Genomic DNA, 14,422 nt, shown 5'->3' with positions numbered 1-14,422 from the left:
AACTCGTCGCGATGCAGCTCTTCTCGGGAGTGGCGCTCGGGGCCGTCTTCGTGATGCTGGCGCTCGGCCTGTCGATCATCTTCGGCATGCTCGGCATCGTGAATTTCGCGCACGGCAACTTCTTCATGATCGGCGCCTATGCGGGCGTCTTCGTGCTGGAGCGGACGGGGAGCTTCTGGCTGGCGCTGCTCCTCGGCCCGCTCCTCGTCGGGGCGCTCGGGCTCGTGGTCGAGCGGCTGCTGATCCGCCCGCTCGCCGGCCGCTCGCCGGACGACGCGCTGCTGCTGACCTTCGGCCTCGGCTACGTGCTCGTCGAAGGCGTGCGGATCCTGTTCGGCAGCGACGGCCTGCCCGTGGCGACGCCCGAGGCGCTCTCCGGCGTCGCCGATCTCGGCATCGGCCTCTTCCCCGTCTACCGGCTCTTCGTGATCGGCGTGGTCGCCCTCGTGCTCCTGCTGCTCTGGTGGGCGCTCGAGCGGACGCGGCTCGGGCTGATCGTGCGGGCGGGGGCGCGCGACCCCGAGATCCTGCGGGTGCTCGGGGTCGACATCCAGCGGCTGTGGCTGTGGGTGTTCGGGCTCGGCATCGCGCTCGCGGCGCTCGGCGGCGTCCTGGCGGCGCCGATGCGCAGCGTGAACCCGGAGATGGGCAGTGCGGTCCTGTCCGAGGCCTTCGCCGTGACGGTGATCGGCGGCATGGGCTCGCTGCTCGGCTCCGTCGCGGCGGGGCTCCTCGTCGGCATCGTGGTGAGCCTCACGGCCCTGGTGGCGCCCGAGATGGCCAACATCGCGGTCTTCGCCTTCATGGCGCTCGTCCTGCTCGCGCGACCGCACGGGCTGTTCGGCAAGCCCGGCCTCGGCACCTGAGGAGACCCGCGTGACCGCCCTCGATCCCGCCGCGGCGCCGGGCCTCCCCGAGGCCGCCTCCCGCCGCTCTCCGCTCGCCGCCGGCGCGCTCTCGCGCTGGCGGGCGCCGGCCTCGGTCGCGGCGCTCGCGCTCCTGCCGCTGGTCCTGCCCTCGCAGGCCCTCGCCGTGAACGTGCTGATCTACGGGCTCTACGCGACGGGCTACAATCTCCTGTACGGCTATACGGGCCTGCTCTCCTTCGGCCACGCCGCCTTCTTCGGCACGGGGGCCTACGCCACCGGGATCGCCATCGGCGCCTTCGGCCTGCACCCGCTCGCCGCCATGGCGCTCGGGATCGTCCTCGCCGGGCTGCTCGCGCTGGCCATCGGCGCCCTCTCGATCCGCAGCCGCGGCATCTACTTCGCGATGGTGACGCTGGCCCTGGCCCAGCTCGTCTACTACGCGGCCCTCCAGGCCTCCGGCTGGACCGGGGGCGAGAACGGGCTGCGCGGCTTCACGGTCGCCCGGATCGGCCTCGGGCCCGTCGGCCTCGACATCCTCGACCCGGCGACCAAGTACGCCTTCGTGCTGGCCTGCGTGGCCGCCGCCCTGGCCGCGATGTCGCGCATCCTGGCCTCCCCGTTCGGGGCCGTGATCGAGGCGATCCGCGAGAACGAGGCCCGCGCCCGCGCCTGCGGCTTCGACGTGGAGCGCACGAAGCTCCTCGCCTTCGTGCTCTCGGGCCTGTTCTGCGGCCTCGCCGGGGCGCTCTCGGCGCTGCACCTCTCGATCGTGCCCCTCGACAGCCTCGCCTACCCGCTCTCGGGCACGGCGGTCGTGATGACGCTGGTGGGAGGGGCCGGCACCTTCTTCGGCCCCTTCCTGGGAGCGCTCGCGGTGCTGGTGCTGGAGGACAGCCTGAGCCTGTGGACCTCCCACTGGCAGCTCGCGCTGGGCGTGGTGTTCATCCTGTTCGTGCTGTTCCTGCCGCGCGGCCTCGGCGGCGCGGCCCTGGCGCTCGGGAGGCTCGCGTGGCGCAGGTGAGCACGGGCGCGGGCGAGGTCCTCCTGGAGGCGCGCGGCCTCGGGCGCCGCTTCGGGGATTTCGTCGCCCTCGACGGCGTGTCGGCGCAGTTCCGGGCCGGGCGCATCACCGCGGTGATCGGCCCGAACGGGGCGGGCAAGAGCACCTTCTTCAACCTGCTCTCGGGGGCCCTGAGGCCGACGAGCGGCACGCTCCTGTTCGGCGGGCGCCCCATCGCGGGCCTGCCGCAGCACCGCTTCGCGCATCTGGGCATCGCCCGCTCCTACCAGATCACCAGCCTGTTCCCGCGCCTCACCGCCCACGAGAACCTGCGCACCGCCATGCAGGCCTTCGCGGCGCGCTACGACCTCTGGACCCGCCGCGACGCCCTGCGCGACCTCGCCGAGCGGGCGGACGTGCTCCTGGAGGCGATCGGCCTCGCCGCCCGGCGCGACCGGCCGGCCGCGAGCCTCTCGCACGGGGAGCAGCGGGCGCTCGAGATCGGCGTCGCCCTCGCCGCCGCCCCGAAGCTCCTCCTCCTCGACGAGCCCACCGCCGGGATGGGCCCCGAGGAGACCAAGGCCATGGTGGCGCTGCTGCGCCGCCTCTCCGAGGAGCGCACGATCCTGCTCGTCGAGCACAAGATGAAGATGATCCTGGGCCTCAGCGAGCGGATCCTCGTGCTCCATCACGGGCGCCTGATCGCGGACGGCACCCCCGCCGAGATCCAGTCCGACGCGGAGGTGCGCCGGGTCTATCTCGGCCAGAGCGGCGGCTACGGCCATGCTTGAGATCCGCGGCCTCCACGCGTGGTACGGCGCGAGCCACGTCCTGCACGGCCTCTCCCTCGAGGTCCGCGAGGGCGAGATCCTGGCGCTGATCGGCCGCAACGGGGCGGGCAAGACCACGACCCTGCGGGCCGTGATGGGCCTGATGCCGAAGGTCTCGGGCGCGGTGCGCTTCCGCGGCGAGGAGCTGCTCGGGCGCCCGGCCCATGCCCGCTTCCCGCTCGGCCTCGCCTACGTGCCGGAGGACCGCCGCATCGTGCCGGGGCTGACCGTGCGCGAGAACCTGCGCCTGGGCCTGTTGCGGGCGCCGCGGAATCTCGCGGAGGGGCCCGCCATCGCGGCCATCGCCGAGACCTTCCCGCGCCTCGCCGAGCGCCTCGACCAGATCGCCGTCACCATGTCGGGCGGCGAGCAGCAGATGCTCGCCATCGCCCGCGCCATGATCGCGCGGCCGAGGCTGATCCTCCTCGACGAGCCGTCGGAGGGGATCATGCCGGTCCTCGTCGAGGAGATGGGGCGCCTGTTCGCGTCCCTGCGCGCGGGCGGCACGACCCTCCTCCTCGTGGAGCAGAACGTCGAGTGGGCGCTCAATCTCGCGGATCGCGCCGTGATCATCGACCAGGGCGCGGTGGTGCACGAGAGCAGCGCGGCGGCCCTGCGCGAGGATGCGGAGATCCAGGACCGCTACTGCGCCGTGTGATCCGGGATCCGCTTGATCGGAGCGGATCCCGGATCCCGCGCCCGCGCGGCGCCTGAGCGAAGCCGACATCCGCATGGCCGAAATGCGGCGCGTGATGCCCGAACGCGGCGCGGGAGCTGCGCGATCCGCTTCCCCGGCGGGCGCGCTCAGGCGCCGCTCGGCGGCGCGGGCCGAGCGGCGCGCCGCGCACCGGCCGCCCCGGCCGGGCGGGCCGCCGGCGCTTGCGCGGCCTCGTGGGCGACGAGCGCGCGGCCGTGCTTCAGCGCGAGGTAAGTCTGCCCCTCCGCGATCGCCTTCTCGATCCTGCTGACGTAGGGCCCCGCCTCCGGCATGCGCGCGAGGATTTGGGCAGAGATCCGCGCGAGGTCGTCCAGCGCATGATCGGGGTCCACATCCAGGTGCACGTTCTGCAAAAGGAGTACGATTTTACTGCACGGCGTAGTTGCTTGCGCCTCCGTGATCATCTCGCTCTCGCGCAGGAGGCGGCAATGATTGTGGATTACAATATCAGTTGCTCGGTCGCCGTTCGATATGATGGCGCCGTTTATATAAATTGTCTCCGATGGCTTCAAATTAAGTCTGAGCGGCATGTTCGAGCCCCATCGGAAAACTTAGGCGCGCTTGCGAGCAGGATCGGCTGTATCCCATCGGTATGGCCAGAGTTATGCAGCTTGATTGATAAAACTACGTTAATCATACCCTGGCTGTGGCGGGATAACCGGGTAGTTTGCCGGTCCCATTAAGAGATAGGCAAAGAGTGCCGCGCCAAGTGGGAGTGCCCTCAAAACTGGAGGGCGTATAGATCAACAGGATCTGCCCACATGTCGTCTATCACGCTGTCTGCCGCCACGCGGCAGAACCTGCTGTCGTTGCAGGACACCGCCTCCCTCCTCGCCACCACCCAGAACCGCCTGGCGACGAGCAAGAAGGTCAACACCGCCCTCGACAACCCGACCAACTTCTTCACCGCCGACGGCCTCTCCTCCCGCTCGACCGCCCTGTCCTCCCTCCTCGACAGCGTCTCGAACGGCATCCAGACCATCCAGGCCGCCAATACCGGCCTCACCAAGGTCCAGACCCTCACCGACCAGCTCAAGTCGGTGGCCCAGCAGGCCCTCGCCTCCGCCAATTCCTTCTCGGTCAAGGCCACCTCGGTCTCGACCGCGCTCACCGGCGCCTCGGCCCAGAACCTGCTCTCGACCGGCGCCACGCAGGCGGTCAGCGACACCGCCCTGAGCGCCAACGCCACCGCCACCGCCGCCACCGTCACGGCCGGCACCGCCTACAGCAACGGCGTCGCGACCTACACGGCCGGCTCCTACACGACCCTCACCGCCTCCGCGACCGTCACCCTCAACGGCACCGCGATCGCGCTCGCCACCGGCGACGACATCAACGCCGCCGTCACCAAGATCAACGCGCAATCCGCCACCACCGGCGTCACCGTGGCGGCCTCCGGCGGCAAGCTCGTCTTCACCGGCAGCAATTCCGGCGCCCAGTTCACCTACGCGGCGACCGGCTCCGAGACCGGCCTCGCGGCCAGCGGCACCACCACGAACGGCGCCGGCGCGTCCTCCACCACGCTGACCATCAACGGCACGACGATCACGGTCGCCACCGGCTCGACCGAGAGCCAGGTCATCAACGCCATCAACGCCGTCACCTCGACCACCGGCGTCACCGCCTCCGACAATAGCGGCAAGATCAAGCTGACCGGCGCGGCGGATGGCTCGAGCATCACCGTCCAGGGCGGCACCGGCAGCCAGGTCGGCTTCGGGACGACGGCCTCGACCACGGCCGGCACCTTCTCGCCGAGCGCCGCCACCCTGGCGATCGCGGTCGGCTTCAAGGCCGGCGACAACTTCACGGTCAACGGCCAATCCGTCAACATCGCGGCCGGCGACACGCTCGGCTCCATCGCCCAGAAGGTCAGCACCGCCACCAGCGGCACCGTCTCGGCCAGCTACGACGCCACCAACCGCAAGTTCACCTTCACGGCCGCCGACACCAACACCGCCATCACCCTCGGCAACGGCTCGACCGCGACCTCGCTGCTCTCCAACCTCGGCTTCAACTCGCCCACCACCTTCGCGGCGGGCCTGGGAGCGCCGGGCTCGAGCTCGGCCCTGGCGGGCAAGTCGCTGACCGTGCAGGTCGGCTCCGGCCCGAGCGCGACCTTCACCTTCGGCTCGGCGGCGGGCCAGATCTCGACCCTGACGCAGCTCAACAGCGCGCTGGCGGCGGCCAACGCCCAGGCCTCGATCGACACCGCGACCGGGCGGATCTCGATCACCACCGCCAACGACTCGGGCACCGACGACCTCAAGATCACCGCCTCGGGCACCGGCAACCCGTTCAACTCCGGCACCTCGAGCGCGGTGATCGGCGGCGACGGGCTGACCGCGCGCAACGGGCTGGTGAGCACCTTCAACAACCTGCTGACCCAGATCGACCAGCTCGCGGCGGATTCGGGCTACAACGGCGTCAACCTGCTCGCCGGGGACACGCTGAAGATCAGCTTCAACGAGAAGAACACGTCGACGCTGTCGGTGCAGGGCTCGACGGTGTCGTACACGCAGCTCGGCCTGAGCGTGCTGTCACAGTCGGACTTTCAGGAGAACAGCGCGATCAACAAGGTGATCAAGTCGATCAACACGGCGGCGAGCTCGCTGAAGAGCCAGGCCTCGTCGCTGGGCGCGAACCTCGCGGTGGTGCAGAACCGTCAGGACTTCACCAAGCAGATGATCAACGTGCTCGACACGGGCGCGGCGAACCTGACCAACGCGGACCTGAACGAGGAGGCGGCGAACTCTCAGGCGCTGTCGACGCGCAACTCGCTCGGCATCTCGGCGCTGTCGCTGGCCAACCAGGCGCAGCAGAGCGTGCTGCAGCTCCTGCGCTGATCGGCGCCGCACTTCGCGAGGACGACGCGGCCGGGGCCTCGCCCCGGCCGTTCGCGAGGACGACGCGGCCGGGGCCTCGCCCCGGCCGTGAGGCTTTTGGTTTCGCATGACTTGAGCCGGCGACCGCTCCGGCGAATGTCGCTCAGCGCGCCCTCATCGCCTCCACGCCGGCCCGCGCCACCTGGTCGTCCTGGACCGGGAGCACGCCGGACACCCCGATGGCGCCGACGAGCTTGCCGTCCGCCTCCAGCGGGTAGCCGCCCTCGTAGGCGCTGATGCCCGGCAGCGTGAGGACGCGCAGCCCGACGCCGCCGTTGGCGAGCGCATCCTGCAGCGCCTTGCCGGGCCGGCGGTAGTTGATCGCCGTGACGGCCTTCTGGGTGGCGACCTCGATGCTTCCGTACTGGGTGTTGTCGAGCTTCTCGAACAGAACGAGGTGACCGGTGCTGTCCACGATCGCGACGGCCACTGGCCAGCCGTTCCGCTTCGCCTCCGCCTCGGCGCCCTCGGCGACCCTGCGCGCGGTGTCGAGGCTCAGGGGAGGCCCGTAGGGCGGGATCGCTTGCTGCGCCGGGGCCGGGACCGCCTGCTGCGCGCGACCGGACGGTGCCAGGGCGGTGCAGCCAAGGACAATGCAACCAAGTAAAAATGACATCGAGAGCGCCTTGCGGGCCATGTTTTTCCTCCCTGGGTCGGGTATGTGACAGTCCCGCCCCCGACCATCTTAAGTTGAGACGGATCCGTGGGAAAGTCTGCCTCGCACCCGAGGAAAGGGAGGGGTGGTCACCTCGCCAGCCCCGGCGCGGCGAAGCCCTCGGCAGGGCCGCCGCGACCGCCCACGGGCTCCTCGCCGGCTCGGCCCTCGCAACGGGGATGCGGTGATCGGGACGGAGATTCACGCTCGGAAACCTGACCATCGTCAGCATCCGGGCGGCGCTGAGGTGCAAGGATTGCCGCTCCGTTCCCGGGCCCACGCGCGCACGGGCGTGACCGCGCAAGCCCTCGCGGAGGCCGCCGCCGAGGTGGCTTCGAGGCGCGATTGAGAGGCTGAACCCATGCTATCGACAGGCTTTGCGCTCGGACTTTTCGCTCTGCTCCGGACGGGCGGGGTCACGATCCCCGTGGATTTACCGCGATGCCTCCCCGAGGCGCCGATCATCGCGAGCCCCGGAGGGGATTGCAGGGGCCGGCCACAGCAAGGTTCTGCCGTACTGGCTCAACTTGAGGAGCGGGCCGGCAACGGGGTCCAACGTGGGACCGGGCCGCGCAGTCCGCGCGCGTCCCGCGACGTCCCGAGCCCTTCCCGCGTGCACCAGAACGGGAAGCCCGTATCCGCGGTCAACGCCTCGCGCGACGACGAGAGCGGGACCGAAGGGCGCGTGAGCCGGCTCATCAGGCAGGGCAACATGCTTGGAAGGTCGATCTGCTCCAGTTGCAATTAGGGGTGAGCGGGATCGCCCCGCCACGACGGGGCCGAAGGTGTGCCCCGCACGCCGGCCGCAGCGGGACCATCCGCGACCGGTCGCATCCATGCCCCGTCACGCCGGTCCGGCGCCCCGGCCGGACCGGGTCCGAGGTCGTCCGGGGACGGGCCGCGGGTCCCGCACCTGATCCCGTGTCCCGGCGCGCACCGACGCGCCGCCCCGCGCGGGGTCGGGACCGGCCCCCGCCCGGCTTGCGCCGCTTCCCATGATCGCGCCGCTTCGGGCAGCGAGACCGCCGCGAAGCTCTGATCGACCTGGGTGTTAACCTTTTTTTAACGATTTGAACTGACCAATCCTTAATATCTGCAGCCTAGAGGCTACAGGCTTCGCGGTTGGCGAGGACCCTATGTTCCTGCTTGTCTTTGCCGCCCTTGGTGGCGGGTTAACGACCGCGGTTCTCATGAGGGACTACGGTGCTCTCGGTGCGCTGCTCGCCGCTCCGCTTGGTGGCAGCGCCTGTGCCGTTCTCGCCGGCTTGGGCTTGGCCATGAGGCGCGGGCCCGAGGCGCCGACGCTTCCTGCCCTCGACGAGCAGACCGATGCGATGGTGGCTGCATTGCGCGAGGTGTCCGCGCGTTCTGGTGCGAGCGGCACCGCGCCGGGCGAGCGGCGGGGGGCGGCCTGACCCAGCACCGCTCGCGGGCCTGACCGGCCTCCACCTTCCCGGCCGGGCCGCCCGCCACCGCGGCGAGGTGTCCGTGGGCCGGGGGGCAGCGTCCGGGTCGCGCCGTCTCGGCCGCCACGACGCCGCGCACCGCCGGGCCCGCGGCGGTGAACGGGGGCCCAGTGCTCCAGGGCAACCCGCTTCGCGGTCTGGTGCGGGGTCCGGGAGGGGAGGGGGACTCGGGTCTCGCTCGCCGCGGCGCACGACGCCCCGTCGGGCGGCCCATCCGCGCGAAACGATCGATCGTGAGTTCGCACGGTCCGCCGCGCGCGTCGAGGTGATCACGTCCGTGCAGCCGCTGATCGCCCTGTTCAAGGACGCCCGGGTATTGCCCTAGCGCACGTTGAAGAAATAATCCTCACCCCCGAGCGCGCCATACACGAAAGGTTCCTGCTTGCGCCCCGTGCCCGACATGACGTCATCGTGCACGATCCCGAACATCTTGCGGATTTCTATGCCAGGTCGCGCGATGTTCCTGATCAGCGCGGTCGCGAAGGGACTATTTTCACGGCCATCCTGCGCATCCAGGGCAACCTGGCCATGCTTGGCTGCGAACGCCACCAGCGTGCCGCTCGTCTCCGGCTCGACCTTCGCCAAGCCTCGTCCCACCGAACGCCAAGCGACCGTGCGCGTCATCTGCTGCAGGAACGGGTTATCCCGACACGCATCCAAGATCACGAGGCGAAGCTTTCGCGCGCCTTCGATGCTGCTCAGAACCTGATCAAGCGGAACCGCCTCAAATTGGACGGCTCGGTCCGTTTTCAGCCGCGCATCGATCGGAACGATGTAATTCAGGCCGCCGACTTCTATGCCGTGACCCGCGTAGTAAACAACGGCCCAATCGGCCTGATCAGCTTCGGCGGAGAAATTGTTCAGAGCTCTTCGCAGGTCATCATAGCGGAGGTCATTCTCCAGATGGACGATCTTGAAGCCAGCTTCACGCAACGAGCGCGCGATGGCCCTGGCATCTCGCGTCGGGTTCTCGAGAGAGGCCACGGAGGCATACGCACCGTTGCCGATCACCAGGGCCACGCGCGTCTCCGACACCGGTGCGGCGGCGGAAACCGGGGGCGGGGCCACGACCGGAGGGGCATGGACGGCCGCGACAACCGAGGCAGCCGAAGCCTGACCCGCGCGACCCTCCTGCGCCACGCGGCGGGCCGCGAGGAAGGCCGGATCATTCTCGAACTCGGGTTTCAGCCGGGCAGCCTCGGCGAAATCCGCGAGAGCCCGGTCCGCCTCGCCTTTCGCGTGGAAGGTGAGGCCCCGATCTTGGTACGCTTCAGCATATCTGGGGTTGAGGCGTATGGCTTCAGTTAAATCCGCGACACTGCGTTCAAGGTCTCCTTTGAGCCGCAGCACTGTCCCGCGGTGATAATAAGAATTCGCCAAGTCGGGCTTAATCAGAATGGCCTTATCGTAGTCGACGATTGCCAGATCGTACTCACCTCTGTTTTGGAAAGTGAAGCCGCGATTGTTGTAAGCTGTTGCGGACCTGGGATCAATTTGCAAGGCGCGATCATAATCGGCGATTGCTCGATCATATTCTCCCTTCTTATGAAAGGCGAATCCACGATTGATGAACCCGGTTGAATACATCGGATCGATTTGCAGGGCGCGGTCGTAGTCGATGATTGCCCGGTCGTACTCTCCTTGTTCATGAAAACATAATCCGCGGTTATTGTAGGCAATCACAGAATTTTGGTCGATCTGAAGCGCTTGATTATAGTCGGAGATCGCTCGCGCGTGCTCGCCTTTGCGGCGGTATGCGTCTCCGCGATTGATGTAAGCAGTAATATACCTAGGATTCAGCTGTAAGGCTTGATCGTAATTTGCAATAGCTCGGTCGTATTCACCTTTGTCCTGAAACGCTAACCCACGGCTATTATAAGCACCCACGTATTTCGGGTTGAGCTGCAGGGCTTGATCATAGCTTGCAATTGCCCGATCATGCTCGTGCCGAAGGCGCAAAATATCCGCGCGATTGTTCAAGGCGATGGCGTCCTTCGGATTGAGGCGCAAGGCCTGATCATAGTCCGCGATTGCGCGATCGTACTCACCCTTGTCCTGAAAGGCACGCCCACGGTTCGCGTAAACCGTCGCAGATTTCGGATCGAGCAACAAGGCTTTGTCGTAATCCGCGATCGCAAGGGTCGGCTCACCTTTGCTGACGAGGGCAAAGCCGCGATTGTTGTAGGCGGCCACGAACCTTGGGTCGAGACGAATGACTTGTTCATAATCCTCGATTGCCCGGTTGTATTGAGCCTTATTCTGGAAGGACAGACCTCGACCATTATAGGCTTTGGCGTAGTTTGGGCTTAAGCGAAGGGCCTGATTGTAATCGGCGATCGCGACGTCGTGCTCGCCTTTGCTCCGGAAGGCATCCCCGCGGTTCGCAAAGGCGAAAACGTATTTCGGATCGAGTCGCAAGGCTTGATCGTAATCCATGATGGCGCGGTCATACTCACCTTTGTTCTGAAGGGCGACTCCACGCCCATTATAGGCAAAGGCGTAATTCGGATTGATCTGGAGAGCATGGCCATAGTCTCCGATCGCCCGATCGTAGTCACCCTTGCTCACAAAGGCATCGCCACGATTGACGAGCGCGACCACGTATCTGGGGTCAATCTGCAGCGCTGAATTATAGTCCGCAATCGCGCGGTCGTACTCTCCTTTGTTGTAGAACACGAAGCCTCGATTGTTGTAGGCAATCTTTGATTTTGGATTTAACTGCAAGGCTTGGTTATAATTCTCAATCGCAGAATCGTACTGACCTTTGATCCTGAACACATCTCCGCGGTTGATGAGAGCGATCGTGTAGCCCGGATCGAGAGTGAGCGCTTGGTTGTAATCGGCAACAGCTCGGTCGTATTCGCCTTTGCCCTGGAACGCGAGCCCGCGATTGTTGTAAGATACCACGGACCTGGGATCGATCTGCAGGACTTGATTATAGTCCGCGATCGCACGATCATACTCGCCCTTGCTTCGAAACGCATCCCCGCGGTTGAGCGCGGCGCTCAGGTATTTAGGGTCGAGCCGCAAAGCTTGATTGTAATCCGCGATGGCCCGATCGTATTCCTCCTTGCTGAAGAATGCGAGCCCACGATTATTATATACGGCTGCCTTGTCGGAGCTCAGCTTGATTGAGCGATTATAGTCTGCAATCGCTCGATCGTATTCTCCCTTATGATAAAATGCATCACCGCGATTGTTAAAGGCGACTACTGAATTTGGATCGATCTGCAAGGCATGATCATAATCGGCGATCGCGCGATCGTAGTCACCCTTGTTTCGAAAGGCGAAACCGCGATTGATGTAGGCTGACACCAGTTTGGGATTGAGCCGCAGGGCAAGATTGAATTCGGCGATTGCTTTCTCATGCTCGCCTCGATTTTGCAGTTCGAAGCCGCGAGCATTGTGGCCAATCGCGTCCAACGCCCGGGCCCCCGAACTCGCCTGGCCGAGGAGCCCTAAGGCAAGCACCAAGGCAGTTGCTTTGCGCATGGCTTCACCCCATGGCGAGAGCACCTGTCGCAACCTCGCGGCGTCGGTTAAGTTTGCAGTATACAGCAATCGCGTTGGCGGATCCATGTGAGCGGCGCGTCTGGTCGGGCGATGCTCTCCCGATCCGTAAGCCGTCACTGACCAACCGTCGCTCGTGTCTGCGCCCGTCCGCGTCTTCGCCGCCTGCCCTTGCGCCCTGAACGCTCGCGCCTGCCGTCGATGGCGGCCGGACCCGAGCACCGCCGGCATCGAAGGAGCTCGGCGGGCACCGAGCGAAGCGCGACGTTCCGGGCTTGCCGGCTTCGACCTCCGGGAGGCGGGCGACGCCGCGACGCTCCAGGCCGTCCACGGAGCGGGAGCGGCGGCGCATCGCGGCGGAAGGCGGCGGTGATGGCCTCGTCCTCCCCCTGAGCATGGTGGGCCGCCGCGCCAGAGGCCTCCTCCGGGCGTCGGCCGTGATCGCGCGCGCCACTTCTGCACTGTGGTCGGACTGACGCCAGAGCGCTTGGCCGGCGCCCTTGCGCGCCCTCCGCCCGACCGGGTCGCGAGACGGGCTGCCGGTATCCCGAACGTGCCCGCCGGAGCGATGCGGGCGCGGCTGCGAGGTGAGGGTCGGCGGGCGGTCGCCTTGGGCTCAGTCGTGCGGCACGGCCGTGACGAACCCGGCCCATCGCGCCTCTCTCGCGGAGTGGTGATCGGCCGTATCACCGCACCGCGGGATCAACCACCAGCTCGGCCGGCAGCGGGTCCGATCGTCAGCGACGGCAGCTTCCCCAGTGGAGAAAACGTCCGGTTTGCCGATTGTAGCAGAACACTCGCGGGCGGTATGCGCGACGTTGACAGGATCCCCAATGGAGGAATCGCCCGGTTCGCCGATTGTAGCAGAAAACCCGCACATCCTGGATCAGCGGGTTTTCCCGCAGAGACTCGAGAATTGCCGCACCCTGGACTGGCGCACTCCACGCGCTGGACGGGCTGCACAGCACGACGCCAGCTATCGCTGCTATGAACACCCATCGGCCATGTATCGCCATAGACACCTCCTGATGGGGCCTATCGCTAAGCGGTCTTGCTTGCTGTCATCATAGAGAATGGCGCCCTCATGCGCAAGACCAGCATTGATGTAAGTCTATCATGGGCTTTGACCTGCTCCCCGTTTTCATGCCACGCGGAGGTTGGGTCTGTTCCTGTTCTGTCCCTTGCGGGGCGGGCAGGCCACGGGCCGGGGGCGTGGAGCCCCCACGCGGCGCAGCCGGTTCTCGTCCTCCAGCTTCGCCAAGCTCAAGCGGTTCCGGCGTGTGGCTACCTGCTACGAGAGGGCGGCCCGCAACTATGCCGCCGTCGTCACCCTCGCCGCCATCGTCCTCTGGATCCGGTCAGTGCCCACACCGCCTAGAGCAGGGTTCGATCAAGTTGCAACGGAACCCTGCTCTAGGTCTTTGATTTTGCCGCATCCTCTTCGACGAACCGGCATCCACTTCGTCGGAAAATGCTCTAGCGCGTCGCGCGGGAGACGATGCCGCCGACCGCGGCCTTCGCCTCGGACATGTCGGGCGGGTCGATCCGCCGGTACCGGGCCTGGACGAGGCCGAACAGGCCGAATGCCGTGAGGCCGAGGGCCGTGACGGCGAGGAGCGCCCAGCCGTAAGGCTGGCGCTGCAGGACGTGCAGCGCGCCGCCGAGCCCTTTGACGTCGCTCGACCTGCTCTGAACGGCCGCGAGCACCAGGAAGCCGCCGATCAGCACGAACACGACCCCCCGGGCCGCGAAGCCGAGCCGGCCCAGCGGCACCGCCCATCGGCGGACCGTCTCGGGAGGCGCGAGCCGCTGCAGCACGTCACCCTTCCAGCCCTTGACGACGAGGGCGAGTCCGACCCCGATCAGGAGCAGGCCCGCCGAGCCCACCGCCCACTGCCCGAGGGGCTTCTCGAGCACCCACGCCGTCCAATCCCGCGCCGCCTGGTCGTCCCCGCCGCCCCGGCGCCGCCCGAGGGCGAGTTGCGCGGCCGAGGCCGCCAATCCTCCGTAGACGACGCCGCTGACGACGTGCCCGGCACGCTTCGCCAGCGCCTTGGCCGATCTGCCGAGGTGATCGGCATCCGTCGCCGCCTCGACGACCCGCCACACCGCGAAGCCGAGCAGACCCACGGCGATCAGGCCGAGCCACAGGCGGCCGAAGGGCTGGTCCAGCAGCGTGGCGAGGGCGCTGCGGCTTCCTCCCGCCTGACCCCCGGACCCGAGGGCGGCCAGGACCGCGAGGCCGCCGACCAGGCAGGAGACGACGCCGCGCGCCGCGTAGCCGAAGCGGGCGAGGAGCGCGAGCGCGTGGGTTCCGACCCGGTGCATCGCCGATCTCCGATCCGGGGGGCGGGGAGGCACGGAGAACGGCGGGGCGCCGGTGGCGTTCCGGGCGTCCGATGAGCGCGGGACGCGCACGCGCGCCCCGGGCGGGAGCGCCGCCCTCAATAGGGGGGCTGGGTCTCGGGGGCGGGAGCGGGCTGGATCGGCAG

General features: G+C 67.5%; 10 protein-coding genes and 1 pseudogene. 7 read left to right on the top strand and 4 right to left on the bottom strand.

The window, feature by feature from the left end; all coding sequences use genetic code 11:
- Positions 1–11 precede the first annotated feature (11 nt).
- Genes M446_RS02685 through M446_RS02670 form a run of 4 tightly spaced genes read left to right on the top strand, consistent with a single transcriptional unit; the run spans position 12 to position 3,357 of the window.
- Positions 12–866, top strand: a complete 855-nt coding sequence (locus M446_RS02685; protein WP_050777538.1) for a branched-chain amino acid ABC transporter permease — start codon at positions 12–14, stop codon at positions 864–866.
- Positions 867–876: 10 nt separating this feature from the next.
- The gene (locus M446_RS02680) at positions 877–1,890 is read left to right on the top strand and encodes a branched-chain amino acid ABC transporter permease (RefSeq protein WP_012330526.1); all 1,014 of its coding nucleotides are present in this window, start codon (positions 877–879) and stop codon (positions 1,888–1,890) included.
- A complete protein-coding gene (locus tag M446_RS02675; RefSeq protein WP_012330525.1) occupies positions 1,878–2,660 on the top strand; it encodes an ABC transporter ATP-binding protein in 783 nt (260 codons plus the stop codon). The genes M446_RS02680 and M446_RS02675 overlap by 13 nt, the downstream gene beginning before the upstream one ends.
- Positions 2,653–3,357: an ABC transporter ATP-binding protein gene (locus M446_RS02670; RefSeq protein ID WP_012330524.1), complete on the top strand. Its 705-nt coding sequence runs from the start codon at positions 2,653–2,655 to the stop codon at positions 3,355–3,357. Before M446_RS02675 ends, M446_RS02670 begins: the two co-directional genes overlap by 8 nt.
- A gap of 146 nt (positions 3,358–3,503) precedes the next feature.
- Here M446_RS02670 and M446_RS02665 read toward each other — a convergent pair whose 3' ends face one another.
- Complete coding sequence (locus tag M446_RS02665; RefSeq protein WP_043700753.1) at positions 3,504–3,947, bottom strand: flagellar biosynthesis repressor FlbT; 444 nt, start codon at positions 3,945–3,947, stop codon at positions 3,504–3,506.
- A gap of 231 nt (positions 3,948–4,178) precedes the next feature.
- On the opposite strand from M446_RS02665, the gene M446_RS02660 reads away from it, so the two are divergent.
- Complete coding sequence (locus tag M446_RS02660; protein ID WP_012330522.1) at positions 4,179–6,260, top strand: flagellin hook IN motif-containing protein; 2,082 nt, start codon at positions 4,179–4,181, stop codon at positions 6,258–6,260.
- A 142-nt stretch (positions 6,261–6,402) separates the two neighbouring features.
- On the opposite strand, the gene M446_RS02655 is transcribed toward M446_RS02660, so the two are convergent.
- Complete coding sequence (locus tag M446_RS02655) at positions 6,403–6,936, bottom strand: GlcG/HbpS family heme-binding protein (RefSeq protein ID WP_236728809.1); 534 nt, start codon at positions 6,934–6,936, stop codon at positions 6,403–6,405.
- 1,154 nt (positions 6,937–8,090) lie between these two features.
- On the opposite strand from M446_RS02655, the gene M446_RS02650 reads away from it, so the two are divergent.
- Positions 8,091–8,369: a hypothetical protein gene (locus M446_RS02650; RefSeq protein WP_012330520.1), complete on the top strand. Its 279-nt coding sequence runs from the start codon at positions 8,091–8,093 to the stop codon at positions 8,367–8,369.
- Positions 8,370–8,741: 372 nt separating this feature from the next.
- Here the strand turns inward: M446_RS02650 and M446_RS34435 are convergent, their stop codons facing one another.
- The gene (locus M446_RS34435; RefSeq protein WP_012330519.1) at positions 8,742–11,912 is read right to left on the bottom strand and encodes a tetratricopeptide repeat protein; all 3,171 of its coding nucleotides are present in this window, start codon (positions 11,910–11,912) and stop codon (positions 8,742–8,744) included.
- 1,271 nt (positions 11,913–13,183) lie between these two features.
- Between M446_RS34435 and M446_RS34615 the strand changes: the two are divergent.
- Positions 13,184–13,288 (top strand): annotated as a pseudogene (locus M446_RS34615) (IS5/IS1182 family transposase); the annotation flags it as partial.
- 118 nt (positions 13,289–13,406) lie between these two features.
- Here M446_RS34615 and M446_RS02640 read toward each other — a convergent pair.
- Positions 13,407–14,258, bottom strand: coding sequence for a DUF1206 domain-containing protein (locus M446_RS02640; protein ID WP_012330518.1), 852 nt, complete (start codon positions 14,256–14,258; stop codon positions 13,407–13,409).
- Between the last annotated feature and the right edge of the window lie 164 nt (positions 14,259–14,422).

This window comes from Methylobacterium sp. 4-46 (genome assembly GCF_000019365.1).
Taxonomy (GTDB): domain Bacteria; phylum Pseudomonadota; class Alphaproteobacteria; order Rhizobiales; family Beijerinckiaceae; genus Methylobacterium.
Note: the sequence above shows the minus strand (reverse complement) of the source record. Positions and strands in the feature narration are given on the sequence as shown.

Bases quoted from the DNA above. Each gene is read 5' to 3' on its own strand.
- M446_RS02685 (WP_050777538.1), top strand. From the start codon at position 12: ATGCAGCTCTTCTCGGGAGTGGCGCTCGGGGCCGTCTTCGTGATGCTG.
- M446_RS02670 (WP_012330524.1), top strand. From the start codon at position 2,653: ATGCTTGAGATCCGCGGCCTCCACGCGTGGTACGGCGCGAGCCACGTC.
- M446_RS02665 (WP_043700753.1), bottom strand. From the start codon at position 3,947: ATGCCGCTCAGACTTAATTTGAAGCCATCGGAGACAATTTATATAAAC.
- M446_RS02660 (WP_012330522.1), top strand. From the start codon at position 4,179: ATGTCGTCTATCACGCTGTCTGCCGCCACGCGGCAGAACCTGCTGTCG.
- M446_RS02655 (WP_236728809.1), bottom strand. From the start codon at position 6,936: ATGGCCCGCAAGGCGCTCTCGATGTCATTTTTACTTGGTTGCATTGTC.
- M446_RS02650 (WP_012330520.1), top strand. From the start codon at position 8,091: ATGTTCCTGCTTGTCTTTGCCGCCCTTGGTGGCGGGTTAACGACCGCG.
- M446_RS34435 (WP_012330519.1), bottom strand. From the start codon at position 11,912: ATGCGCAAAGCAACTGCCTTGGTGCTTGCCTTAGGGCTCCTCGGCCAG.
- M446_RS02640 (WP_012330518.1), bottom strand. From the start codon at position 14,258: ATGCACCGGGTCGGAACCCACGCGCTCGCGCTCCTCGCCCGCTTCGGC.